21 protein-coding genes, 1 tRNA gene and 1 pseudogene are annotated in these 23491 nt (G+C 70.9%); 13 read left to right on the top strand and 10 right to left on the bottom strand.

The window, feature by feature from the left end; all coding sequences use genetic code 11:
* Nucleotides 1-85: 85 nt before the first annotated feature.
* The 3 genes from ABT247_RS17920 to ABT247_RS17910 all read right to left on the bottom strand — a co-directional run bounded on the left by ABT247_RS17920 (nucleotide 86) and on the right by ABT247_RS17910 (nucleotide 2705).
* The gene (locus tag ABT247_RS17920; RefSeq protein WP_350743752.1) at nucleotides 86-502 is read right to left on the bottom strand and encodes a hypothetical protein; all 417 of its coding nucleotides are present in this window, start codon (nucleotides 500-502) and stop codon (nucleotides 86-88) included.
* A 654-nt stretch (nucleotides 503-1156) separates the two neighbouring features.
* Nucleotides 1157-1600, bottom strand: a complete 444-nt coding sequence (locus ABT247_RS17915; protein WP_350743751.1) for a hypothetical protein — start codon at nucleotides 1598-1600, stop codon at nucleotides 1157-1159.
* A gap of 634 nt (nucleotides 1601-2234) precedes the next feature.
* Nucleotides 2235-2705, bottom strand: a complete 471-nt coding sequence (locus tag ABT247_RS17910; RefSeq protein ID WP_350743750.1) for an NUDIX hydrolase — start codon at nucleotides 2703-2705, stop codon at nucleotides 2235-2237.
* Between the two features lie 17 nt (nucleotides 2706-2722).
* Between ABT247_RS17910 and ABT247_RS17905 the strand changes: the two genes are divergently transcribed.
* The 5 genes from ABT247_RS17905 to ABT247_RS17885 all read left to right on the top strand — a co-directional run bounded on the left by ABT247_RS17905 (nucleotide 2723) and on the right by ABT247_RS17885 (nucleotide 6940).
* Nucleotides 2723-3502 (top strand): GntR family transcriptional regulator, encoded by a 780-nt coding sequence (locus ABT247_RS17905; RefSeq protein ID WP_350743749.1) that lies wholly within the window; start codon nucleotides 2723-2725, stop codon nucleotides 3500-3502.
* A 260-nt stretch (nucleotides 3503-3762) separates the two neighbouring features.
* Nucleotides 3763-4188 carry a hypothetical protein gene (locus ABT247_RS17900; protein WP_350743748.1) on the top strand — a complete coding sequence of 142 codons (426 nt, stop codon included), beginning with the start codon at nucleotides 3763-3765 and terminating at the stop codon, nucleotides 4186-4188.
* A complete protein-coding gene (gene repSA, locus ABT247_RS17895; protein WP_502892462.1) occupies nucleotides 4185-5615 on the top strand; it encodes a replication initiator protein RepSA in 1431 nt (476 codons plus the stop codon). The genes ABT247_RS17900 and repSA overlap by 4 nt, the downstream gene beginning before the upstream one ends.
* Nucleotides 5600-5812: an excisionase family DNA-binding protein gene (locus ABT247_RS17890; protein ID WP_350743747.1), complete on the top strand. Its 213-nt coding sequence runs from the start codon at nucleotides 5600-5602 to the stop codon at nucleotides 5810-5812. Before repSA ends, ABT247_RS17890 begins: the two co-directional genes overlap by 16 nt.
* The gene (locus ABT247_RS17885) at nucleotides 5813-6940 is read left to right on the top strand and encodes a tyrosine-type recombinase/integrase (protein WP_350743746.1); all 1128 of its coding nucleotides are present in this window, start codon (nucleotides 5813-5815) and stop codon (nucleotides 6938-6940) included. It abuts the gene before it with no gap.
* Between the two features lie 80 nt (nucleotides 6941-7020).
* Here the strand turns inward: ABT247_RS17885 and ABT247_RS17880 are convergent.
* Nucleotides 7021-7094: transfer RNA gene (locus ABT247_RS17880), tRNA-Gly, on the bottom strand.
* 277 nt (nucleotides 7095-7371) lie between these two features.
* On the opposite strand from ABT247_RS17880, the gene ABT247_RS17875 reads away from it, so the two are divergent.
* Both ABT247_RS17875 and dcd read left to right on the top strand, forming a co-directional pair.
* Nucleotides 7372-7593 carry a hypothetical protein gene (locus tag ABT247_RS17875; RefSeq protein WP_350743745.1) on the top strand — a complete coding sequence of 74 codons (222 nt, stop codon included), beginning with the start codon at nucleotides 7372-7374 and terminating at the stop codon, nucleotides 7591-7593.
* A 72-nt stretch (nucleotides 7594-7665) separates the two neighbouring features.
* Complete coding sequence (dcd, locus tag ABT247_RS17870; protein WP_350743744.1) at nucleotides 7666-8241, top strand: dCTP deaminase; 576 nt, start codon at nucleotides 7666-7668, stop codon at nucleotides 8239-8241.
* Nucleotides 8242-8307: 66 nt separating this feature from the next.
* Here the strand turns inward: dcd and ABT247_RS17865 are convergent, their stop codons facing one another.
* The 4 genes and pseudogenes from ABT247_RS17865 to ABT247_RS17850 form a co-directional block, all read right to left on the bottom strand.
* Nucleotides 8308-9198 carry an alanyl-tRNA editing protein gene (locus ABT247_RS17865; RefSeq protein ID WP_350743743.1) on the bottom strand — a complete coding sequence of 297 codons (891 nt, stop codon included), beginning with the start codon at nucleotides 9196-9198 and terminating at the stop codon, nucleotides 8308-8310.
* Between the two features lie 85 nt (nucleotides 9199-9283).
* Nucleotides 9284-10378, bottom strand: coding sequence for a Yip1 family protein (locus ABT247_RS17860; protein WP_350743742.1), 1095 nt, complete (start codon nucleotides 10376-10378; stop codon nucleotides 9284-9286).
* Between the two features lie 182 nt (nucleotides 10379-10560).
* A pseudogene (gene manB / locus ABT247_RS17855) lies at nucleotides 10561-11634 on the bottom strand (mannose-1-phosphate guanylyltransferase); the annotation flags it as partial.
* 290 nt (nucleotides 11635-11924) lie between these two features.
* The gene (locus ABT247_RS17850; protein ID WP_350743741.1) at nucleotides 11925-14150 is read right to left on the bottom strand and encodes a (Fe-S)-binding protein; all 2226 of its coding nucleotides are present in this window, start codon (nucleotides 14148-14150) and stop codon (nucleotides 11925-11927) included.
* A 369-nt stretch (nucleotides 14151-14519) separates the two neighbouring features.
* Between ABT247_RS17850 and dnaK the strand changes: the two genes are divergently transcribed.
* From dnaK to ABT247_RS17820, 6 genes are all read left to right on the top strand, one after another.
* Nucleotides 14520-16361: a molecular chaperone DnaK gene (gene dnaK, locus ABT247_RS17845; protein WP_350743740.1), complete on the top strand. Its 1842-nt coding sequence runs from the start codon at nucleotides 14520-14522 to the stop codon at nucleotides 16359-16361.
* Entirely contained in the window at nucleotides 16358-16978 is a 621-nt protein-coding gene (gene grpE, locus ABT247_RS17840) for a nucleotide exchange factor GrpE (RefSeq protein WP_350743739.1), read from the top strand. Before dnaK ends, grpE begins: the two co-directional genes overlap by 4 nt.
* Nucleotides 16979-17201: 223 nt before the next feature.
* Nucleotides 17202-18347, top strand: coding sequence for a molecular chaperone DnaJ (gene dnaJ, locus ABT247_RS17835; protein ID WP_350743738.1), 1146 nt, complete (start codon nucleotides 17202-17204; stop codon nucleotides 18345-18347).
* Nucleotides 18348-18354: 7 nt separating this feature from the next.
* Complete coding sequence (locus tag ABT247_RS17830; RefSeq protein ID WP_350743737.1) at nucleotides 18355-18882, top strand: heat shock protein transcriptional repressor HspR; 528 nt, start codon at nucleotides 18355-18357, stop codon at nucleotides 18880-18882.
* Nucleotides 18883-19091: 209 nt separating this feature from the next.
* Nucleotides 19092-20084 (top strand): helix-turn-helix domain-containing protein, encoded by a 993-nt coding sequence (locus tag ABT247_RS17825; protein WP_350743736.1) that lies wholly within the window; start codon nucleotides 19092-19094, stop codon nucleotides 20082-20084.
* A gap of 587 nt (nucleotides 20085-20671) precedes the next feature.
* On the top strand, nucleotides 20672-21289 hold the full coding sequence (locus ABT247_RS17820) for a hypothetical protein (protein ID WP_350743735.1): 618 nt from the start codon (nucleotides 20672-20674) through the stop codon (nucleotides 21287-21289).
* Here ABT247_RS17820 and ABT247_RS17815 read toward each other — a convergent pair.
* Together ABT247_RS17815 and ABT247_RS17810 are read right to left on the bottom strand one after the other, a co-directional pair.
* Nucleotides 21259-22290 carry a helix-turn-helix transcriptional regulator gene (locus ABT247_RS17815; protein ID WP_350743734.1) on the bottom strand — a complete coding sequence of 344 codons (1032 nt, stop codon included), beginning with the start codon at nucleotides 22288-22290 and terminating at the stop codon, nucleotides 21259-21261. The two genes, ABT247_RS17820 and ABT247_RS17815, sit on opposite strands and share 31 nt — an antisense overlap.
* Before the next feature lie 59 nt (nucleotides 22291-22349).
* Nucleotides 22350-23342, bottom strand: a complete 993-nt coding sequence (locus ABT247_RS17810) for a LuxR C-terminal-related transcriptional regulator (RefSeq protein ID WP_350743733.1) — start codon at nucleotides 23340-23342, stop codon at nucleotides 22350-22352.
* Nucleotides 23343-23491 lie beyond the last annotated feature (149 nt).

Below are 23491 nucleotides of genomic sequence, written 5' to 3'. Positions count from 1 at the left end.
GCGTGCCGTCCTGTTTGTAGCCCTTGGTCTCGACGTGGACGTTGCCCCGGTCGTCCTTACCCGCTCCACGCCTCCCCCGCCCACCTCACACCGGCGAGCTCCAGTACGGACAGTGCACCTCCGGCAGCGGCGCCGCGTCGCCGGCCGCCCGCCGGACCGGGCCGGCCACCCCGGGGGAAGCCGCGGTCACCGCCACCTCGCCGAACTCGCCGAAAAACAAAGCCAGTTGGTACCCGTCCCGAGTGACGGCAGCCACCCCCGGCCGGTCCCGCCCGGCGTTCACCGAGGTGATCGTCCACCCCTGGCGCCGCCAGTGCCGCTCCACCGCCCCCGCCAGCTCCACCCACCGGAACGGCGACACGACGGTGAGCAGATCCCGGCCGCGGGCGACGTACCAGTGCGCCTCCGACTCCCGCCCCGGCAGCGGCAACCGCGCCCCCACCCGGGGCCCCGCGACCCGCCAGAGCAGCGCCGGCCGCACGGCGTCAACGGTGTCCCCCAACAGCGCCTCACACCTCCGCGCGGCGTCCAGCTGACCGGCCGTCACCCCCGGCGCGAGCACCGGCCACCACTGCGGCGCGACCGCAGAGCCCGCACCACAATCACCCGCGCACCCGAGGTTCACCTCGGCACCACCTGACTGCACTGGGCCCTCCGCACTCCCCCCGGCATTCACCCCGGGCAGGCATCCCGTCACTGCTTGGACGGCACCCGGCCACGGACAGTTCCGCCCACCCCCGCGCCCACCTCCACGGTGCAGCTCCTCTGCGGCTCGGACTCGCCCGACCGAATCGAGGTGAAAGGCGTGCCCGGAGCCGAGGGAATACGGGCGGCGAAAAACGACCGCGCACCCTGAGTGAATCCTTGGCCCCAGGGGCGCAAAGGTGCGGCCGCCCGCCGTGGGCACGGACCGGCGAATGGCTAATCCTGATCCAGACAATGCGAAAGCCCCAGGTCGCTGACCTGGGGCTTTACCGTGGAGCGGGCGACGAGAATCGAACTCGCGCTCTAAGCTTGGGAATCTCGTTAACTTGCAGGTCTGGCACGGCTCGCGACCTGGGATTATGGGCTGCTCGGGGATCTCGGTTCCAGCCCGGATCTGACCGTGGTTTACCGCTCTTGTCTGCCGCTTGGGGCACGCCTGGGGCACGCTCCCTCACCCGCCCAACTGCTTGCTGATGACTGCGGCGGCTACGTCCACGACGACTGTCCGTGCTGCGCCACCGACTGCCCTTGCCGCCTCTTGGAGACGCGAGCGGCGGCCTGGGTCACTCTCCTCCTCGGCTGCTTGTTCAAGCCGGCCGACGAGAGCGTCTGCGAACTGCTCGGCGGTCGGCCACTGCCCAACAAGCTGGCGAGCCCTGCCAGACACGTCCCTGATAAGCCACGGGCCTGGGTCTCCGCCCGTCATGAGTCGCTGAAGCTCGATGAGTCCGCCGTCCTCAAGCGCAACGGCTGCCCTGGCAACATCCTCCAGGTCGAAGCCGGTGTCCTCAGCCAGCCTCCGAAGGTCGATCACTTCGAGCCCGAACGCAGCATCACGCTTCTGGACGATCGCCTCAAGCACGGGGAGATCGCGCGTGGTCCATGTGCTCTCCATGCAGGCACGGTACGCGACTTCCGCCACAATGGCGCTCCGCTTGCAGGCGGCTGATAGAGCGTTGCCGGTGCCCCGTCTGGCTGGGGCCACGCTTGGCGCCGCCGGCACACCCGTGCCTGAGCGGGTGGTCCCCTCCTCGATCGGGCAGCTTCGCCGCACCCGGGTTCTCCAGGGGCCGCCAAGGCTCACGGCCGTGACGCTTGCGCTTGGCCTTGGCGGCCCCTGGAGGTTCCGGGTACGCCCTTGGGTGTCCGGTCGATGAGGGGGCCTCCCGCGACCCGCCCACGACCACCACGACGAAGCTGGACCCGTGCGCCTGCCCCCGGTCCCCTCCGAGGAGGGCCCGGCGGAGCCTCGCCTTGACCCGCGCTGTCCACCCGGCGGGCTCCACATCTCGGCATCCCCGGCCGCACGCTCGCGTGCGCGGCCGGCCGCCGCCGAAGCGGGGCGCAGACAGGAGCGACGGCGAGCGGCAGGGCCGCGCGCTGGCGCGCTGTGCGCGCCCTTGAACCAGTAGCGAAACTCGTAACAGTCACCCTCCCACCCCACCCCCTCCCCCCAACTCCCCTGCTACCTATCCCCATCCCCACACCGCCCGCCTGGGGCGCTTGACGCGTGCAGCGTCTCCTCGGCCCTACCCGATCAAGTTCCGGCCGTCATGGGCCCGGATGTGCGGGGCATCGCCCTCGGGGCCGCTCAGCGCATCGAGGATGCGCACAGCGAAGACCTCGCCCATGCTCTCCCGGACCTCCTGAGGCGTGAACCAGCGGACCGCCGTCGCCTCGTCCGTGGTCCGCTCCTGGCCGCCTTCGACCCGGCAACGGAACACCAAGGCCACGATGCCCCGGTTCATGTTCTTGTAGACGCCGGTCAGTCGCTCCGGCCGAACGAGCAGCCCGGTCTCTTCGAAGACCTCGCGCCGGACGCCGTCCTCCACGGTCTCGCCAAGTTCGAGTACACCGCCCGGGGGTTCCCAGGTGCCGTTGTCGGCTCGCTGGATAACCAGGACTCGCCCGTCCTCACGCACCACGGCCCCCGCTACAGACACGGAGTGGAGGGGCGTTGACGCTTTCGGTGCGGGGCTGCTACTCATGTACAGGAGCATAGGAGATGAGTAGGACTGTGGCGAGCAACGAGGTGGCCTCGACGGCCAAGGCCAAGTACCTCCAGATCGCGGATGACCTGGCTGCCCAGATCAAGTCCGGGACTCTCGCTCCCGGGGCCTCGGTGCCCAGTGAAGCCGACCTGATGGAGCGCTACGGCGTGGCCTCCGGCACCGTGCGAAAGGCCATTGCGGAGCTTCGGACAGCTCAGCTCATCGAGACGCACCACGGACGGGGCTCCTTCGTTCGATCCCGCCCGCCAGTGCAACGAAAGTCCTCAGATCGGTTCCGCCGGGCCCATCGGAAGGCCGGTAAGGCGGCCTACCTTGCCGAGGCGGAGCAGTCCGGTGGAACCCCTTCAGTGACAGTGCTCTTCGTCGGCCCCGCCGATGCCCCTGCCGAGATCGCCGAGCGGCTGGGTGTCCCCGCTGGCGCGAAGGTACTCGCTCGCAAGCGTCGGTACTTCCGGGATGGTGTACCTACCGAGGAAGCCACCTCGTACCTGCCCTGGGACGTGGTTAAGGACATCCCGGAGATGTTCGCCGAGAACCCCGGCGGTGGAGGCATCTACGCCCGCCTGGAGGAGCACGGCCACACGCTCGCGGAGTTCACGGAGACCGTTCGCGCTCGCCTGGCGACCAAGCCGGAGACGTCGGCCCTGGCGCTCAGTCCGGGGGCTCCCGTGATCCATCTTGTTCGCGATGCCATGACCGACGGCGGCCGGGTCGTCGAGGTTTGCGACACGGTGATGGCCGCTGATCAGTTCGTACTGGACTACCGGTTCGCCGCGCGCGACTGACTCTCAATCAACTCTCGCAACCCGTCCCGAGATTCTTTCTCGCGGCGGGTTGACTCATGTACAGGACTCGGGCACTCTTCTATCAGTCACTCATGTACATGAGTGCACAAGGTCGGCCCATGTAGCTGACCTATAAGTCCCAGGCGGTCCACCTTGTGTGGCCGCTGAACACGCCGCCGCCAGCACATGCAGCGGGGACGACGCTCAACCGCCAAGCCGCGCGTCGTCCCCTTCGCCCCTCTTTCAAGGGAGCTTCCATCATGCCCGCTGCGACCATCGTCGGTCTCGTTCTCGCCAACTGCCTGTGCGCCGGAACCGGTCGCATCCCGGTCCCGCCGAAGTACCGGGCCGCGCTGGGCGACTTCGTGTCCTGCCCGGCCCACGTCGTCCCCGTGCCTGTCGCCGACGACGCGTGCCCGGCATGCTCCGGGTCGCTGCGGGTCGTGGATCTGGACGGCGCCCTGTCCGGTACCGCCGGCGCCCTGGTGCCGTGCGACTGCATCAGCACCCACCTCTACGGCCAGTACGGCGCCTGCCCGTGCCACGTGGATGTGTGGGACGAGAACGACGGCCACACCGGCTGGGTCCCGGTCCCGCTGAACGACTTCACCGACGGCGACCCGTTCTTCCGCCCCTGCCCGGAGCACGGCGCGAACGCCCGGCCCCTCCTGGCGGTGGCGGCGTGACCCACGCCCCGACTCTCCCCGGTGGGGCGAACCGGCTGGCCCTCGCGGACCTGACCCGGCTCGCCTCCCGGGGAGACCTCCCCCGCCTCCACGACCAGTTACGCCGTACCGGTGGCTGCTCGAACCCGATCCACCTCAAGGGCTTCCGCACCCTCACCCACGCCCCGACCGGCGCCGTCTGGCACCGCTACTCCACCGACCACGAACCTGGTGGACGTCTCAAGGTCGCCTGCGGCAACCGGCGCTCCTCCCGCTGCCCGTCCTGCGCTCGGACGTACTCGGCGGACACCTTCCACCTGATCCGAGCCGGACTCGCCGGAGACACCGCCAAGGGCGTGCCCACCTCGGTCCGCTCGCACCCCCGGGTCTTCGTGACGCTCACGGCCCCCTCGTTCGGCCCGGTCCACAACCGGCCCGACAAGGGCACCTGCCGGTGCGGCTTCGAGCATCCGAAGGGCTCGCCCCTGCTGGGCACCCCGCTGGACCCGGAGAGGTACGACTACGGGCACGCGGTGCTGTGGAACAACCACGCCCCCGACCTGTGGCGCCGCTTCACCATCTACCTGTTCCGGGTCATGGCGAAGATGGCCGGGCTGTACCAGCACGAGTTCAAGGAGCAGGCGAAGATCTCGTTCGGCAAGGTCGCCGAGTACCAGCGCCGGGGCGCCGTGCACTTCCACGCCGTGATCCGCATCGACGGTCCCAAGGGCCCCGGCACACCCCCGCCCGCGTGGGCAACCGTCGCGCTCCTGGACGCCGCCATCCGGGCTGCCGCCCGCCGCGCCGGAGTCCCTGTTGCTGCCGGGGGTGACCAGCCTGCCCGCGTCCTGGAGTGGGGTACGCAGGTCGATGTGCGCCCGATCGGCGCCTTCGCCGGTGGGGAGATCACGGAGCAAGCGGTCGCCTCGTACGTGGCCAAGTACGCCACCAAGTCCGCCGAGACCACCGAGACCGTGGACCGCCGCATCCTGGAGCGCCACGAACTCGACCGCCACGACCTACCCGCCCACACCCGCCGCCTGATCGAAGCCTGCTGGGACCTCGACCGGCACTACCCCGGCCGCCTGCTCGCCCACTGGTCCCACATGCTCGGCTTCCGCGGCCACTTCTCCAGCAAGTCCCCCACCTACTCGACCACCCTCGGCGCCCTCCGCCAGGTCCGCGCCGACTACCGCGCCGACCAGGCCCGCACCGAACTCCGGGAACGGCTCCTCGCCCAAGGGTTGCCCGACCTGGACGACCTTCCCGAAGCCGAGACACTGGTCGTCGCCCACTGGGCCTTCGCCGGCGCCGGGAACTCCCCCGGTGAGTCGATGCTCGTCGCCTCGATCGCCCGGGACCTGCACGAACGACACACCACCGACCGACAGGAGATGCGCGCACAACTCGCGCGAGAGGGGGAGGACGCAGCATGGGCCGTCTGCTGACCGTCAAGGAGGTTGCCGAACGCCTCGGCACCTGGGAGACCAGCGGGGAGCGATTCCCTCGGCGCCTGGTCGCTGAACGCCGGATCGCCTTCGTCAAGGTCGGCCGCCACGTGCGCATCACGGAAGCGGCCCTAGCCGAGTACGTGGCCGCCAACACCGTTCAGCCCCGGTCCCGTCGACTGCGGGCGGTGGCCTAAGTGGCAAGCAAGCGGCGGCAGTTCGGCCGCATCCGCAAGCTCCCGTCCGGTCGCTTTCAGGCCCGGTACCTCGACCCGACCGGCGTCCTTCGGCCGGCGCCCGAGACCTTCGAGACCAAGACCGACGCGGACGACTGGCTGGCCGAGATGCAGACCAGCATCCGCAAGAAGGACTGGCGCGACCCCGACGCCGGGGCGGTCAACTTCGGCAAGTACGCCGATGCATGGATCACCGAGCGCGGCCTGATGCCGACCACCCTGGAGCTGTACCGCCGACTGCTGCGGCTGCACCTCGAACCGACCTTCGGCGCCCTCGACCTGGACGAGATCACGCCTCCGCTCGTCCGCGCCTGGCGGGCCGAACTCCGGGCCACTGGCAAGCACACCACGGCCGCGAAGGCGTACCGCCTGCTCAAGTCCATCATGGCCACCGCGACCGATGACGAGCTGATCCGCCGGAACCCGTGCCGGATCAAGGGCGCGGGCAAGGAGTCGGCCGAGGAGCGCGGAGTCGCCAGCATCGAGAAGGTCTACGAGCTGGCCGAGTACGTGGGGCTGCGCTGGCGTGCCATGGTCCTGCTCGCCGCCTTCACGACGCTCCGCCCGGAGGAGCTGGCCGAGCTGCGGCGCAAGGACATCGACCTCCTGGCCGGTACGGTTCGCGTCCGGCTCGCCGCCCCCGAGCTCAACACCGGCCGGCGGGCTCTCGGCGACACGAAGTCCGAAGCGGGCAAGCGGGTCGTGACCATCCCGGCCGCCGTCCTGCCGGATGTCCGGCTGCACCTGGAGCTGTTCGCCGAGAAGGGGGATGAGGGTCTGCTGTTCGTCGGCGAGAAGGGCGCCCCGTTCCGCCGGACCACCTTCGGGCGAATCTGGCGGAAGGCTCGCGCGAAGGCGGGCATGCCGGGCTTCCGCTTCTACGATCTGCGGCACACCGGCAACAACCTGGCCGCCGCCACCGGGGCCAGCCTCAAGGAGCTGATGGCCCGCATGGGGCACGCCTCCGTCCGGGCCGCGCTGATCTACCAGCACGCGACCAGCGAGCGGGACAAGAAGATCGCGGACGGCATGGACACCGCGATCAACGATGCTCTCGGTCGGGGCACGACACCGCCCGACCGACCGTAGAGACACGCAGGGGGCACGGGAGCCCAGAAACGCAAAAGGCCCGGCTCGGGGATCATGCCCCTGAGCTGGGCCTTTACTGCTGGAGCGGGCGACGAGAATCGAACTCGCGCTCTAAGCTTGGGAAGCTCATGTTCTACCATTAAACTACGCCCGCCTGATGAGAGGTCAGAGACCGCTCGATCCGGTGCCACTGTACCCCATCCGTGACTGTGGTTGCACGGCTGGTCCGAGGACGTGGCGGAGCCGGGTGGGGGTGGGCGGGGGGCGTACTGTTTGGGCCGCGTGTGGTGCTCCGGTGGGTGCGGGTTCGGGGCGGCGAGCCATGGTGAGGAATGTCCGGAACATCCCCTAATGTGACGCTGTCCCGGGGCCTGGCCGCCGGGGCGCGATGAGTACGGGTGAGTACTGGGTTAGGGATGGGAAGGGGACCGATGGAGCAGCGCGCCGTCGTTCGTTGTGCCGAGGGGCACCTGTTCAGCACCACCACGTTCCCGATGCAGAACCTCGGCCCCGGGCGGCTCGGGCCCGGGCGGTTGATCCGCTGTCCGCAGTGCGGGCGGCTCCGGAGCTCGGTGCTGGCCGACGTGCAGGAGCTCTCGACGACGCAACTGGCGCGGGCGATGCGGATGGAGGCCGCGGAGTTCCTGGCCTGACGGCCGTCGGACGGACACGAGGGGCCCCGGGCGGATTCGTCCGGGGCCCCGTCGTGCACGTAACCTCGAACCGTGCTGCTCTCTGACAAGGACATCCGGACCGAAATCGACCTGGGCCGGGTCGTCATCGACCCCTACGACCCGGCGATGATCCAGCCGTCGAGCATCGACGTGCGCCTCGACCGCTTCTTCCGCGTGTTCGAGAACCACAAGTACCCGCACATCGACCCCTCCGAGGAGCAGCCGGACCTGACCCGGCTGGTCGAGCCGGAGGGCAACGAGGCGTTCATCCTGCACCCGGGCGAGTTCGTGCTGGCCTCGACGTACGAGGTCATCACGCTGCCCGAGGACGTGGCCTCCCGGCTGGAGGGCAAGTCGAGCCTGGGCCGGCTGGGCCTGCTCACCCACTCCACGGCCGGCTTCATCGACCCCGGGTTCAGCGGTCACGTGACCCTGGAGCTGTCGAACGTCGCGACGCTGCCGATCAAGCTCTACCCGGGGATGAAGATCGGGCAGCTGTGCCTGTTCCGGCTGTCCTCGCCGTCCGAGCACCCGTACGGCTCGGCGCGCTACGGCTCGCGCTACCAGGGCCAGCGCGGTCCGACGCCGTCCCGCTCGTACCTGAACTTCCACCGCACCGAGGTCTGATCCCGGCGGAGTGCACGCACGGCGGGCGGCCGTCCCCACGACGGGGGCGGCCGCCCGCGGCGTTCGTCAGGCCCGCTTGGGGCTGGTGACGGCGACCAGCTCGGTGCCGTCCTCGGAGAGCCGCAGCTCGGTGCGGAGCTCGGCGAGCTCGCCGAGGTGGTGCAGGTGGGTACCGCCGCAGAAGATCTCGGCGGGGCCCTCCGGCAGTTCGCAGTGCCACTGGCGGCGGGCGGTGAGCTCGGGACCGGGCACCTCGATCCGGACCGGGGCGTCCGCGGCGACCCACGCGGCGAGCCGGGCGTTGACGGCCTCGGTGAGGGCGGGCAGGGCGTCGGCGAGGGCCGGGAACTCCTCGGTGGCGTCCACCGTGAAGCCCTTCTTCTTCAGGGACTTGCCGAGCCGGTAGGTGTCGGTGCTGGCGTGGGTGTCCATCACCGAGCTCGCCATCGCCAGGCTGTCGAAGTCGGGGTTGCCGAAGGCGTCCGAGCGGCCCGGATCCTTGCGCCAGCGCGGGGCGAGCGCGGCGTTCAGGGCGAGGGCGAGCAGGTGGCAGCCGCTGTGCGAGGCGCTGAGGGCGGCGCGGCGCTCGGCGTCGACGGCGAGGACGGCGGTACGGCCGGTGAGGTCGCCCGGGTCGGTGTCCAGGACGTGCAGGACCAGCCAGGACCACTCCTCGTCGCCGCGCTTGACGGGGATGTCGGCACCGACCAGCGGCGCGCCGCCGTCCGGGCCGACCGCGCCGGTGAGGCAGTCCACGACGGCCAGCTCGGTGCCGTCGACGGTCAGGGTGCCGTGGTCGGCCGGCTGGTCGGGCCAGGTGTGGTCGAGCGGGTGGAACGGGGTCGACTCGGTCACCACCGCGTACCGGCCGTCCTCCAGCTGGTGCACCGCGAGCACCGGTGACTCTCCGGTCACCGCCCCGGCCGGGAAGCTGACGTGGGTGGTGGGGAGGGGCATGGCTGGCTCCTGGCTGGGGCGGAACGAGGGCGGGCGGGCCGTGGGCCTTGCGGCCCGGCCCGCCCACCATTCTGCCTGCCGCCGTTCAGCCCAGCGTCGGCAGCTTGATCAGCACCAGCAGCGCGACCAGTTGCACCGCCGCGGCGGCGGCCGCCTTGCCCCAGGGCAGGTCGTGCACCCGGCGGACCATGGCGGTCAGCAGGTACGCGCAGAACATCCAGGTGGCCCAGCCGACGGCCTGGACCACCGCGCTGCCGGAGGGCAGCACCAGGTCGAGCAGCAGGCGGGGCGCGTCGGTGAGCCAGCCGATCAGCGCGGCCAGGCCGACGGTCGACTTCCACGGGCCGTCGCCGCCGAGCTGGCGGGCCAGGGCGTAGGTGACCGCGCCGAAGATCCCGCCGACCACGGTGAAGCAGACGGCGCCGGCCAGCAGGCCGGTCAGCGCGACGGTGAAGGTCGAGTTGACGATGTCGTCGCGGGTCAGCCCGATGCCGAGCACCGCGAGCACGCCGTAGAGCAGGGAGACGGTGAGCGCGGGCAGCCAGACCTGGTGGTCGCGGGTGCGGTCGAAGATCGCGGTCGGGTTGCGGAGGAGGCCGGTGAACAGCTCGCGCCACTGCGGGCGGGGTCCGGCGACGTGCGGGGCGGACTGGCCGCCCGCCCGGTAGACGGCGACGTTGTCCTGGCCGTACGGCGCGTGCGGTTCCCGGCCGTACGACGCGTGCGAGTCCGGGCCGTAGGGCGGTTCCTGCCCGTAGCCGCCCTCGTAACGGCCGTCGTAGCCGCCGTCGCGGCCGCCCCCGTAGCCGCCGTCGTGGCCGCCGTGGTCCGGCCCCTGGCCGTACCAGCCCTGGTCGTGGCCGGGCTGCGCCGGGTACGGCGGCTGTCCGCCGTACGGGTCGCCGACCGGGAAGGCCCGGGTGCTGCCCGGCCGGTCGGCCGCGTACGGGTCGTAGCCACCACCGGGCACCCCGCCGGGGCCGCCCGGCGCGCCGTCAGCGCCGGCAGCGGCGGCAGCCCGCGCCGGGCCGCCGGCCGCCGTCGGGTGCGGGGCCGTGAAGTACTCCGGCCCGTCCGGCTGCCCGTACCCCCCGGGCGCCCCCGCCGGCGGCGGAGCGGGCGACCACCCGCCGTGCGGGCGGTCGGCGCCCTGACCCCTGTCGTATCGATTACCAGCCACGCTCCGAAGGTACCCGTCCGGCCCAGCGCACGTCGGCCCCGGACGGAGCCGGGGCCGGTTTGCAGCGAGCCTGAGACGAACGGGGCCGGAGGCCCCTGCCGGCGGCGCTACCGCTGGGCGGTGACCGACGGCCCGTGCACCGCGGCGGCCGCGGTGGTGCCGGCCGGGCAGCCGCCCGGACCGGCCGAGGTGCGCACCGCGCCGACCGGCAGCAGGGTGCCGCAGGCGATCCGGACGCCGCTGGGCAGCTCGTTGTCGGACTCCACGATCGCGCCGTCGCCGATCACCGCGCCGTCCAGCGCCGAGCGGTCGCCGACGGTGGCGAAGGCGCCCACGATCGAGTCCTTGACCAGGGTGTCCGGGCCGATCACCGCGCCGGGCAGGATCACGCTGCCCTCGACGATCGCGCCGGCCTCGATCACCGCGTCCTCGGCGACCACGGTGCCGCCGCTGAGCACCGCGCGCGGGTGGACGGTGGCGCCGGGCAGCAGCAGGGCGTCGCCGGTGGGGCCGGGGACGGCCGGGGAGTCGACCTTGCCGAGCACCAGGTCGGCCGAGCCGCGGACGAACGCGGCCGGGGTGCCGAGGTCCAGCCAGTACGAGGTGTCGACGACGCCGCGCAGCAGGGCACCGGTGGCGAGCAGCTCGGGGAAGGTCTCGCGCTCGACGGACACCTCCCGGCCGGCCGGGATGCGGTCGATGACGGACCGGGTGAAGACGTAGCAGCCGGCGTTGATCTGGTCGGTGACGATCTGCTCCGGCGTCTCCGGCTTCTCCAGGAACTCCAGCACCCGTCCGTCGGCGTCGGTCGGGACGAGGCCGAAGGCCCGCGGGTCCTCGACCCGGGTGAGGTGGAGGGTGACGTCGGCCCCGGCGGCCACGTGGCCGTCGCGCAGGGCGGCGATGTCCAGCCCGGACAGGATGTCCCCGTTGAAGACCAGGACCGGCTCGTCGGGGCCGCAGGTCAGGCCGGAAGCGGCGTTGCGGATGGCTCCGCCGGTGCCCAGCGGCTCGCGCTCGGTGAGGTAGACCAGCTCGATGCCGTACGGGGTGCCGTCCTGGAAGTGGTCCTCGAACACCTCGGCCAGGTACGAGGTGGCCAGCACCACGCGGGTCACCCCGGCAGCGGCCGCGCGGGCCAGCTGGTGGGCGATGAACGGGACACCCGCCACGGGCAGCATCGGCTTGGGGGTGTGGGTGGTCAGCGGACGCAGTCGCGTGCCCTTACCACCGACGAGCATGATCGCCTCGGTCATGGTCTGCGCTGTTCCCCTTGTGGTCTCTGCGGCCCGGCCCGGTGGGCCGTACCTCCGTCGGTGTTCTCGACCCGTTCGGAACGGGCCGACCGGCCTCGCAGCCGGTCCGGCGCCTACTGTATTTCCTTCCGACCGAATGCCAGTCCGGCGGCCGTGCGACCGGCGTCACCCGCCGTCCGCCCGGCGTGCGCCCGGACGTCGGCCGTGGCGCCGAAAGGCCCGGCCCGGCGGGCGCGTTGGGTGCGTCCACCGGGCCGGGCGGTTGTAGCAGAACTGTCGAACAGCGGTCGCTACGCGCCGACGGTCGCCGGCTCGTCCTCGGCCGCGGCGGGCGGGGTCGCCTTCACCGAGTCGAGCAGCAGCTGGGCCACGTCGACCACCTTCAGGTGCTCCTTGGCCGCGCCCTCGTTCTTCTTGCCGTTGACCGAGTCGGAGAGCATCACCAGGCAGAACGGGCAGGCGGTGGAGACGATGTCCGGGTTGAGGGACAGCGCCTCGTCCACGCGCTCGGTGTTGATCCGCTTGCCGATGCGCTCCTCCATCCACATCCGGGCACCGCCGGCGCCGCAGCAGAAGCCGCGCTCCTTGTGCCGGTGCATCTCCTGCTGGCGCAGACCGGGGACCTTGTCCATGATCTCGCGCGGCGGGCTGTAGACCTTGTTGTGGCGGCCCAGGTAGCAGGGGTCGTGGTAGGTGATCAGGCCCTCGACCGGGTTGACCGGGACGAGCTTGCCCTCGTCGATCAGGTGCTGGAGCAGCTGGGTGTGGTGGATCACCTCGAAGTGCCCGCCGAGCTGGGGGTACTCGTTGGCGATGGTGTTGAAGCAGTGCGGGCAGGTGGCCACGATCCGCTTGGTCGGGGCGTCCTCCAGCGCGGCGTTCAGGGTCTCCACGTTCTGCGCGCCGAGCATCTGGAACAGGAACTCGTTGCCCAGGCGGCGCGGGGAGTCACCGGTGCAGGTCTCCTCCTTGCCGAGGATCGCGAACTTCACGCCCGCGGTGTGCAGCAGCTCGGCGAAGGCCTTGGTGGTCTTCTTGGCGCGGTCCTCCAGGGCGCCGGCGCAGCCGACCCAGTAGAGGTACTCGACCTCGGCGGGGTCGATGTCCTCGCCGATCACCGGCACCTCGATGCCGGTCTCCTTCTTGAGCTCCTTGACCCAGTCGAGGCGGGCCTTGGTGGCCATGCCCCACGGGTTGCCCTTGTTCTCCAGGTTCTTGAGCATCGTCCCGGCCTCGGTCGGGAAGTTGCTCTCGATCATCACCTGGTAGCGGCGCATGTCGACGATGTGGTCGACGTGCTCGATGTCCACCGGGCACTGCTCGACGCAGGCGCCGCAGGTGGTGCAGGACCACAGCACGTCCGGGTCGATGACGCCGTTCTCCTCGGCGGTGCCGATCAGCGGGCGGTCGGCCTCGGCCAGGGCGGCCGCCGGGACGTCCTTGAGCTGTTCGGCGGTGGCCTGCTCGGTGCCCTCCATGTCCTTGCCGCCGCCGGCCAGCAGGTACGGCGCCTTGCCGTAGGCGTGCTCGCGCAGGCTCATGATCAGCAGCTTGGGGGAGAGCGGCTTGCCGGTGTTCCAGGCGGGGCACTGCGACTGGCAGCGGCCGCACTCGGTGCAGGTGGAGAAGTCGAGGATGCCCTTCCAGGAGAAGTGCTCGACCTGGGAGACGCCGAAGACGGCGTCCTCCGCCGGGTCCTCGAAGTCGATCGGCTGGCCCTTGCTGGTCATCGGGCGGAGCGCGCCGAGCGCGGTGCCGCCGTCCTCCTCGCGCTTGAAGTAGATGTTGAAGAAGCCGAGGAAGCGGTGCCAGGCCACGCCCATCGAGGGGTTGAGGCCGATGGTGATGGCCCAGGCGAACGAGATGCAGATCTTCAGCATCGCGAACAGGTAGACCAGGTTCTCCAGGGTGCCGTGCGACAGCCCGCTGAGCGCGGAGACGATCGGGTAGGAGACCAGGTGCTCGGGGCCGTAGGAGTCGACGCCCGCCAGGGCGCCCTCCAGCGCGCGGAGCATCAGGATGCAGAGGCCGATGCCGAGGATCGTGTACTCGACGTAGAAGGCCTGCCAGGCGATCGAGCCGGCGAACCGGGACTTGCGGCCCGACCTGGACGGCAGGCTCATCAGCCGGATCACCATCAGGGTCACGATGCCCAGGGTGGTCAGGGTGCCGACGAGCTCGACGAAGAGCTGCCAGATCATCCAGTGGCCGATGACCGGCAGTTCCCACTCGGCGTCGAAGAGCTGGCCCATCGCGTTGACGATGGTCAGCACCAGGCTGAAGAAGCCGACGGCGACGAACCAGTGGGCGATGCCGACGATCCCCCAGCGGTTCATCCGGGTGTGGCCGATGAACTCGACCGCCACGGTCCTCACCCGCTGGGCGGGCTTCCCGAAGCGGGTGGAGTCCGGCGAGCCGGTCAGCACCACCCGGAAGATGTGCCACGCCGCACGAAGGGCGAGCGCGGTGCCGATCACGAAGGTGACCAGCGAGATGACGATCGCTGCTAGCTGCATCGGCTCTCCGTCTCCTGCGGCTTGCGGTTCAGCAGGGTCTGTGGTTCCACGGTTTTCTGAAGTGAGTGTACTGGTCGGTAACTTTCCGGGCCGACGGCCCGGACATTACCTGTCAACAACAGGCCACCAGAAGGTTCCCAAGCTATGGCGGCAGTCACGTGACTCCCACGCGCCGCACCCGATCGAGCCCGATTCGGAATCCGGCGGGCCGACCGGCCGGCGGCCGACCTCCGCCCGCCTCCGGGCTCCGGCGCCCGACCGTTCGGCTCAGCAAAGTTGAGCCGCCTGCACTCAAAGCTGTTGACGGCCCCGGACGGGTCGTGCATCCTTGAGCCTGTAAAGCTCAACTCTTCCGTGGAGGTACCTACGATGGCACGCGCGGTCGGCATCGACCTCGGCACGACGAACTCGGTCGTCAGCGTTCTGGAGGGTGGCGAGCCCACCGTCATCACGAACGCCGAGGGCGCTCGGACCACGCCGTCCGTCGTCGCCTTCGCGAAGAACGGCGAGGTCCTGGTCGGCGAGGTGGCCAAGCGCCAGGCGGTCACCAACGTCGACCGCACCATCCGCTCGGTCAAGCGCCACATGGGCACCGGGTGGAAGATCAACATCGACGGCAAGGACTTCACGCCGCAGCAGATCTCGGCCTTCGTGCTGCAGAAGCTGAAGCGCGACGCCGAGGCGTACCTGGGCGAGACCGTCACCGACGCCGTCATCACCGTCCCGGCGTACTTCAACGACTCGGAGCGCCAGGCCACCAAGGAGGCCGGCGAGATCGCGGGCCTCAACGTCCTGCGCATCGTCAACGAGCCCACCGCGGCCGCCCTGGCGTACGGCCTGGACAAGGACGACCAGACCATCCTGGTCTTCGACCTCGGCGGCGGCACCTTCGACGTCTCCCTGCTGGAGATCGGCGACGGGGTCGTCGAGGTGAAGGCCACCAACGGTGACAACCACCTCGGTGGTGACGACTGGGACCAGCGCGTCGTCGACCACCTGGTGAAGGTCTTCCAGGCCGGCCACGGCGTCGACCTGTCCAAGGACAAGATGGCCCTGCAGCGTCTGCGCGAGGCCGCCGAGAAGGCCAAGATCGAGCTGTCCTCGTCCTCCGAGACCTCGATCAACCTGCCGTACATCACGGCCTCCGCCGAGGGCCCGCTGCACCTGGACGAGAAGCTCACCCGCGCCCAGTTCCAGCAGCTGACCGCGGACCTGCTGGAGCGCTGCAAGGTCCCGTTCCACAACGTGATCAAGGACGCCGGCATCTCGCTCTCCGAGATCGACCACGTCGTCCTGGTCGGCGGCTCGACCCGCATGCCGGCCGTCGCCGAGCTCGTCCGCGAGCTGACCGGCGGCAAGGACGCCAACAAGGGCGTCAACCCGGACGAGGTCGTCGCCATCGGCGCCTCGCTCCAGGCCGGTGTCCTCAAGGGCGAGGTCAAGGACGTCCTGCTGCTGGACGTCACCCCGCTGTCCCTCGGCATCGAGACCAAGGGCGGCATCATGACCAAGCTGATCGAGCGCAACACCACGATCCCGACCAAGCGTTCCGAGATCTTCACGACGGCCGAGGACAACCAGCCGTCCGTCCAGATCCAGGTCTACCAGGGCGAGCGCGAGATCGCCGCCTACAACAAGAAGCTCGGCATGTTCGAGCTGACCGGCCTGCCGCCGGCGCCGCGCGGCCTGCCGCAGATCGAGGTCACCTTCGACATCGACGCCAACGGCATCATGCACGTCGCGGCCAAGGACCTCGGCACCGGCAAGGAGCAGAAGATGACCGTCACCGGCGGCTCCTCGCTGCCGAAGGACGAGGTCGACCGGATGCGCCGCGAGGCCGAGCAGTACGCCGAGGACGACCACAAGCGCCGCGAGGCCGTGGAGACCCGCAACTCCGCCGAGCAGCTCGTCTACTCGACCGAGAAGTTCATCGCCGACAACGCCGACAAGCTCCCGGCCGACGTCAAGACCGAGGTCGAGACCGCCATCGGTGAGCTCAAGGAGGCCCTGAAGGGCGAGGACATCGCGAAGATCCGCGAGGCCTCGGAGAAGGTCTCCACCACCGCCCAGAAGCTCGGCCAGGCGCTCTACGCCAACGCCGACGCCGCCGGTGCGGCCGGGGCCGGCGAGTCCGCCCAGGCGAAGGACGACGACGTCGTCGACGCCGAGATCGTGGACGACGAGAAGCCCAAGGGCGGTGCGTCGGCATGACGGACAAGCCGCAGGGCGGCAAGCCCGGCGACGACTCCGCCGCCGAGGAAGCCGTGATCAAGGCGGCCGAGGAAGCCGCCTCGGCGGGTGCGGGCGAGGGCTCCGACGAGCTCGCCACGGCCAAGCGCGAGCTGGCCGAGCGCACCGGGGACCTGCAGCGGCTGCAGGCCGAGTACCAGAACTACCGCAAGCGGGTCGAGCGCGACCGGCTGACCGTCCGCGAGATCGCGGTCTCCAACATCCTGGAGTCCCTGATCCCCGTCCTGGACGACATCGGCCGCGCCCGCGAGCACGGCGAGGTGACGGGCGGCTTCAAGTCCGTCGCCGAGTCCCTGGAGACGGTCGTCGCCAAGCTGGGCCTCCAGCAGTTCGGCAAGGAGGGCGAGCCCTTCGACCCGACGCAGCACGAGGCACTGATGCACAGCTACTCCTCGGACGTCACCGTGGACACCTGTGTGCAGATCCTCCAGCCCGGCTACCGCATCGGCGAGCGGATCATCCGCCCCGCCATGGTCGCCGTCGCGGAGCCCCAGCCGGGCACCCAGACGACGTCCGCCCCGGACGCCGAGGCGAAGCCCGCCGACACGGACGAGTCCGACGGTGGCTCGGACAGCTGACAACCTGTGACAGCTGACAACCAGTGCGCTGCGGAGTCGAACGCCGGCAAGTCGAGCGGCCGGCTCCGCAGCGCGCTGTCAACGGCTCTTCTTCCAGCGGCTGTTGACAGCACAGTGACGATGGACATCGGGAGGTGGCGGGAGCCGTGAGCGAGCGCAGCGAGCGAACCATCCAGGGGTGCGCGGACCGCTCAGCGGCTGCCGGGCGCAGCGAGGTGGGCGCATGAGCGGCAAGGACTTCGTCGAGAAGGACTACTACAAGGTCCTCGGCGTGCCCAAGGACGCCACCGCCGCCGAGATCAAGAAGACGTACCGCAAGCTGGCGCGCGAGTTCCACCCGGACGCGAACAAGGGCGACGCCAAGGCCGAGGAGCGCTTCAAGGACATCTCCGAGGCGTACGACGTCCTCTCCGACGACAAGCGCCGCAAGGAGTACGACGAGGCCCGCAGCCTCTTCGCCAACGGCGGCTTCCGCACCGGCGGCCCCGGCACCGGCAGCTACGGCTTCGACTTCGGCGACCTCTTCAGCGGCAGCCAGGGCGGCGGCGGCCTCGGCGACGTCTTCGGCGGCCTCTTCAACCGGGGCGGCGCCCGGCAGGCCCAGCCCCGGCGCGGTGCCGACGTCGAGACCGAGGTGACGCTCTCCTTCGAGGAGGCGGTCGACGGCGCGACCGTGCCGCTGCGGATGACCAGCCAGGCCCCCTGCCGGACCTGCAACGGCACCGGCGCCAAGTCCGGCACCACCCCGCGGGTCTGCCCGACCTGCGTCGGCGCCGGCACCGTCAGCCGCGGCCAGGGCGCCTTCGCGCTCTCCGAGCCGTGCAAGGACTGCCGCGGTCGCGGCATGATCGTCGACGACCCGTGCACCGACTGCCACGGCAGCGGCCGGGCCAGCTCGGCCCGCACCATGCAGGTCCGCATCCCGGCCGGTGTCCAGGCCGACCAGCGGATCCGGCTCAAGGGCAAGGGCGCCCAGGGCGAGCGCGGCGGCCAGCCCGGCGACCTCTACGTCACCGTGCACGTCGAGCCGCACCCGGTCTTCGGGCGCAAGGGCGACAACCTGACCGTCACCGTCCCGGTCACCTTCCCCGAGGCCGCCCTCGGCGCGACCATCGAGGTGCCCACCCTCGGCGGCCCCACCGTCAAGCTCAAGCTGCCCCCGGGCAGCGCCAACGGTCTCACCATGCGCGCCCGCGGCAAGGGCGCCACCCGCAAGGACGGCACCCGAGGCGACCTCCTCGTCACCGTCGAGGTCGTGGTGCCGCAGCACGTCACCGGCGACGCGCTGAACGCCCTCGAGCAGTACCGCGAGGCCACCGCCTCCGACGACCCACGAGCCGCCCTGTTCCGGGCGGCGAAGGGAGCGTGACGACCAGATGAACCCCGACTCGATGACACCCGACAGCCCGATCGGCCCCGGGCTCGGCGAGGGCCTGCCCGGCGACGGCCCCCGCCGCACCCGGCGCGCCGCCACCGCGCCGCCGCAGTACGTGCTCACCGAGGACACCCCGGTGTACGTCATCTCGGTGGCCGCCGAGCTGTCCGGCCTGCACCCGCAGACCCTGCGCCAGTACGACCGCCTCGGCCTGGTCAGCCCCGACCGCACCGCCGGTCGCGGCCGCCGCTACTCCGCCCGCGACATCCAGCAGTTGCGGGAGGTCCAGCGGCTCTCGCAGGACGAGGGCATCAACCTGGCCGGCATCAAGCGGATCATCGAGCTGGAGAACCAGGTCGCCGCCCTCCAGTCCCGCATCACCGAACTGGTCGACTCCCTCGAGGGCGCCGCCGCCGCGCTCCAGCAGCGCGAGGCCGCCGTCCACGCGTCCTACCGCCGCGACCTCGTCCCGTACCAGCCCCCCACCCCGCAGTCCAGCGCCCTCGTCGTCTGGCGCCCCAAGCGCTGACCCGCGGGCCCGCCTGCTCCGCCAGCCGCCGGCTCCCTCCTGTTCGGGGGGTGCCGGCGGCTGGCGTGTGGTGAGAGAGTGCTGCGGCAAGGGGGGCGATCGCCACCTGGGACGACTCCGACCGGATCCTGCAAGCCGCATAAGATCCTTGCTGCAGTAGCCATCCGTCGCGTTGACTAACTTGTCCGGTCAACACAGGGAGACCAAGAATGAGTGGGCGAGAAGGAGCAGGTGCCGCGCCAGGCGGACTCCGCGTCCTGTCGGAGGATGCCCGCACGCTCTATCTGAAGGCCGTGAGCGAGAGCGGTCGGCTGAGCCGGAATGCCTGCGATTCCGGCGAGGATTCCGCCCTCCAGGAGTTGCTGGACCTCGGGCTGCTAATTCTCGACAACGAAGAGCCGGACGCCTATTTCGCCGTCGACCCGACACAGCTGTCGGCAAGCCTGAGTTCGACGTGGCAACGGCAGGCGCTCGACCTTCTGTCCCGCGCGGTGGCGTTGCCGACGGAGCTCAGCGAACTCGCCGAGGCTTTCCACGCACCGAACCAATCCGGCGGTCCCATCGAATACGTCCGGGGCCGCGCCCTGATCAATCAACGGCTCCAGCAATCCGCGGCCAGCGGATGGACGGAGGGACTCGCCATGCAACCGGGCGGACCGCGCCCGGCCGAGTTGCTGACCGCATTCCTGGACCGCGATCTCGACATGCTCCGGCACGGCGCGTCGATGCGGACGATCTACCACGCGAGCACCCGCTACCACCAGCCGACCAGGGACTACGTGGCCCAGCTGGCGAAGGCCGGTTGGCAGTTCCGCACCCTCGACGAGCCGTACACCAGGCTGATCGTGGTCGATCGGAAGCTGGCGGTGATTCCCGTGGCGGGCGACACCATCGCCGCCTTCATCTACGACCCCGCCGTCATCAACTTCCTCGCCGAGGAGGTCTTCGAGCGGAGCTGGAACAGGGCGCTCGAGTTCGAGGGGGACCGCACGGTCCCGCGTCAGGTCGTGTCGCAACTCCGGCAGACCATCATCGAGCTCCTGCTCTCCGGAACGAACCACCGCGTCATAGCGCGGCGGCTCGGCATCAGTGAGCGGACGCTCGCCCGGCATATCGCCGAGATGAGGGAGGACTACAACGTCGACTCCCTCTTCCAACTCGGCTATGTGCTAGGCCGCTCCCCGCGAGAAGAAGACGCGTAGGAAACGCTCCCTCAAAGGAGCGGCTTTTCCAGCACCTCGGCCGGGCCGTCAGTGCGGCACGGACTCACCCTCAGGTCCCGATGCCCCAACCGGCCAGGCCTCACCAGTGGATGTCGTCGCTCACCGAAACCGCCGCGGTCGTGGAGACGCCGGCCTGCTCGCTGCCGACAACAGCCTGAACCCCAGCCAGCACAGCCGCGCCGAGGACAACCGAAAGCGCAACCGTGCGGACGAGTCGGTACATAGGGGACACGGACCCACCCCTCCTTCTCTCAAGAGCTCCGTGAGCTGGATCTAATAGCACTAGCGTCCACATGATGCCGCAGACCTCACAGCGGTGTCATCTCCCCGACTCCACAGAGAGCGTCATCTCTCTGCCAGTCATCCAGATGACAGGGCGGGACGCTGGACGGGGCTGCAACCGCTGATAGACGATCATTTCGTCCCCGATGGTGCGGCGAAAAGGCAAACTTGCCGCTGTACTGTCAAATATCCGGCTGATCTCTTCGACTTTTCCGAAGCAGCAACCAACCGCAGCGCCTACCGGCACCGCATCCCCACCCGGTCGGCCTTTCCCCGGAGTCGACATGACCGAGCCCTACCTGCGTCACCACGACAGCCAGGCCCCTGAGGGCCGGCGTGCACGCGTGTTCCTGGCCGCGCCGCTGATGCGCCTGACCGGTCCCGCGGACAGCGTGGTGACCCTCGCCAGCCGGACGCGGCTGACGACGCTCCGCACCACCCTCCTCCGCAGCGGGGCCGCCGTGTACAGCGCGCACCACAGCGACGCCTGGACCGTCGCCGGCCGCGCCCCCGAGCCCCGGGTGCCCTCCGACTTCCGCGCCCTGCAGTCCGCCGACCTGGTCTTCGCCTACATCGGAGCGCCGCTCTCGGCCGGCGTGAGCCTGGAGCTGGGCTGGGCCTCGGCCCTGCGGAAGCCGATCGTCCTGCTCGTCGACGAGGCCATCACCCACAACCCCCTGATCGCCACCATCGAGCAGGTCGCCCCCGTCCTGCCGCTGGTCTTCGACGACACCTGGTCGCAGGAGGCCCTCAACCACACGGTGGAGACCGCCCTCGACTGGGCCGGCATGGCGCTCTCCCTCCGCGAGGGCTTCTGGACCGCCCCGGGCGAGCAGTTCAACGTCCCCCGGCAGAAGTCCGCCCTCCCCGGTTACTGGCCGACCGGCGCCGCCACCGGCTGAGCAGGACCCACGGGGGCTCGCCCACCGGACTCCCCCGTCCGGGCTCCCCGCATCCGCCAGCCCAGTTGGAACAGCGTCTGCGCGTCGTAGGACTCGCGCAGCCGGGCGATGTGACCGGCGACGGTCCGCTCGCTCAGCCCCATGCGGCTGGCGATCGCCCGCTGCGTGAGTCCCCGGGCGAGCAGGCGGCCCACCTGCTCCCGGGTCACGGACTCGTTCGAACCGTCCGTCAGTGCCGCCCAGTTCACGCGCTCGGCCTGCTGCCAGTGCGTTTCGAAGCTCCTCACCAGGAAGTCGACCACGATCGGGTCCTCGACGAAGGCCGCGCTGCTCGCGTCCGGCGCGGCGGGGATCACCGCGACCGTCCGGTCGAGGACCATCATCTTCGTGAACGGCACCGCCAGGACCCGGAGGTGGCAACCGAGCTCGGTCAGCCGGGCGGCCAGCCGGACCGACGGGCCGTCGGAGAGCACCGACGCCTCGTAGACCGTGCGGAGCACGCCGCCGGACGCCACGTAGCGCCGGGCGTGGTCCACGATGTCATCGGCGGCCTCCGCCGGCCGGGCACCGCCCGGGTGGAGGCAGAGCGCCTCGCTGCGCAACTCCTCGGTGAGCCTGGCGATCTGGTGCCGGATGTCCTTCGCCCCGACGACCACCCGACTGGTCCGCGTACGGTCGCGGTCGTGGCACCGAGGGGCGGCGTCGTAGGCGTTGGTGAGGCCGCCGAGGAGGTCGGGCACCTCCTCGGCCTGCACCAGCAGTCGGGTCCCGGCCGTGCGCAGGTCGGCCGCGATCCGGGCGGAGACCGAGCGCGGGTTGATCGCGCTGAGCGAGCCGTCCGACAGGTACGGCTTCAGCAGCCCCAGCTCCAGCAGCGCCTGGACGGTCTCCGCGTCCTGCTGCGGGATGTCGGCGATGCGGATCCGGCCGCCCTCGCGCAGGATCGCGCGGTAGAGCTCGCGGGCGGCCTCGTCGAGCAGGGCGAGGCTGCGGTCGGTCATGGTCGTTCTCCTCTCGTCTGCCGGGCGTCCCGTCCGGACGCGTCGCCGGGCCCGGTCCGTCAGTCCTCGCGGGAGCCCCGCATCAGCCAGCCGAGCTGGAAGAGGGTCTGGGCGCCGTAGCGGTCGCGCAGCCGCGAGATGTGGGCGGCGACGGTGCGTTCGCTCAGCCCGAGCCGGGTGGCGACGGCGCGCTGGGTGAGGCCGCGGGCGAGGAGGCGGCCGACCCGGTCGGGGATGGTGCGGGCGGGGCCCTGGCCGAGGCAGGCGGCGGCCTCGGTGGTGTCGGCGCGGGCCCAGTCGCGTTCGAAGGCGCCGATCAGGAAGGCGAGGGCGGCCGGGTCGCTGATGAAGGCGGCGGTGCTGTTGTCGTCGTTGGCGGCGATGACGGCGACGCTGCGGTCGAAGACGATCAGCCGCTGGAAGGGCTCGTCGAGGACGCGGATCTGGGAACCGTGCCGGGTGACCTCCTCCGCGTAGGCGAGCGCGGGCGGGTCGGCGAGCGCGACCGGCTGGTAGATGGTGCGCAGCGAGCAGCCGCGCTGGAGCAGTTGGACGTCCTGGGCGAGGGCGATCTGCAGGGTGTCGGCGGGCCGGTGGCCTGGCTGGGCGGTGAGCACCTCGGAGCGGCAGTCGGAGACCAGTTGGGAGATCCGCTGGCGGATGTGGACGTGGCCCTCGACGTAGACCGCGCCGCCGGGGCGGCCGGACGGGCGGGGCATGGCGTCGTAGGCGCGGGTGAGGGTGTCCAGGGCGCCGGGGAGGTTCTCCGCGCGGACCAGCAGGCGGGTGGCCGCGCTGCGCAGTTCGGCGCCGACGCGGTCGCTGACCGAGCGCGGGCTGACGGCGGTGTAGCAGTGGTCCATCCGGTTGGCCATGACCAGGCCGATGTCGAGGAGTTGCCGGAGCGCGTCGCGCTCGCTTTCCGGGACGTCGGTGAACGGGATGCGTCCGCCTTCGGCGATGATCGCCAGGTACAGCTGCCGGGCCGCCTCGTCGGGTTCGCCGCCCGCGGGTGGCGTCCGGTGCGGCGTGACCGCCGGTTCCGCCGTCACGTCGTACTCCCCCTGCCGGACGCCTCTGCCGTGGTACTGCCCCTGGCCGGTCGCGCGGGCCTGGGGTGCGCGGTACCGGTCTCCGGGCGTGTTCACGGTACCGGCCGAACGGCGGGCCCCCGGGGCCGGGTGCCGTCGCACACCGGCCC

Origin of the sequence: Kitasatospora sp. NPDC001539 (assembly GCF_040298565.1) — a bacterium.
GTDB lineage: Bacteria > Actinomycetota > Actinomycetes > Streptomycetales > Streptomycetaceae > Kitasatospora.
Note: the sequence above shows the minus strand (reverse complement) of the source record. Positions and strands in the feature narration are given on the sequence as shown.

Bases quoted from the DNA above. Each gene is read 5' to 3' on its own strand.
- ABT247_RS17900 (WP_350743748.1), top strand. From the start codon at position 3,763: ATGCCCGCTGCGACCATCGTCGGTCTCGTTCTCGCCAACTGCCTGTGC.
- dnaK (WP_350743740.1), top strand. From the start codon at position 14,520: ATGGCACGCGCGGTCGGCATCGACCTCGGCACGACGAACTCGGTCGTC.
- ABT247_RS17850 (WP_350743741.1), bottom strand. From the start codon at position 14,150: ATGCAGCTAGCAGCGATCGTCATCTCGCTGGTCACCTTCGTGATCGGC.
- grpE (WP_350743739.1), top strand. From the start codon at position 16,358: ATGACGGACAAGCCGCAGGGCGGCAAGCCCGGCGACGACTCCGCCGCC.
- ABT247_RS17910 (WP_350743750.1), bottom strand. From the start codon at position 2,705: ATGCTCCTGTACATGAGTAGCAGCCCCGCACCGAAAGCGTCAACGCCC.
- ABT247_RS17815 (WP_350743734.1), bottom strand. From the start codon at position 22,290: ATGACCGACCGCAGCCTCGCCCTGCTCGACGAGGCCGCCCGCGAGCTC.
- ABT247_RS17820 (WP_350743735.1), top strand. From the start codon at position 20,672: ATGACCGAGCCCTACCTGCGTCACCACGACAGCCAGGCCCCTGAGGGC.
- ABT247_RS17915 (WP_350743751.1), bottom strand. From the start codon at position 1,600: ATGGAGAGCACATGGACCACGCGCGATCTCCCCGTGCTTGAGGCGATC.
- ABT247_RS17825 (WP_350743736.1), top strand. From the start codon at position 19,092: ATGAGTGGGCGAGAAGGAGCAGGTGCCGCGCCAGGCGGACTCCGCGTC.
- ABT247_RS17875 (WP_350743745.1), top strand. From the start codon at position 7,372: ATGGAGCAGCGCGCCGTCGTTCGTTGTGCCGAGGGGCACCTGTTCAGC.
- ABT247_RS17890 (WP_350743747.1), top strand. From the start codon at position 5,600: ATGGGCCGTCTGCTGACCGTCAAGGAGGTTGCCGAACGCCTCGGCACC.
- dnaJ (WP_350743738.1), top strand. From the start codon at position 17,202: ATGAGCGGCAAGGACTTCGTCGAGAAGGACTACTACAAGGTCCTCGGC.
- ABT247_RS17830 (WP_350743737.1), top strand. From the start codon at position 18,355: ATGAACCCCGACTCGATGACACCCGACAGCCCGATCGGCCCCGGGCTC.
- ABT247_RS17865 (WP_350743743.1), bottom strand. From the start codon at position 9,198: ATGCCCCTCCCCACCACCCACGTCAGCTTCCCGGCCGGGGCGGTGACC.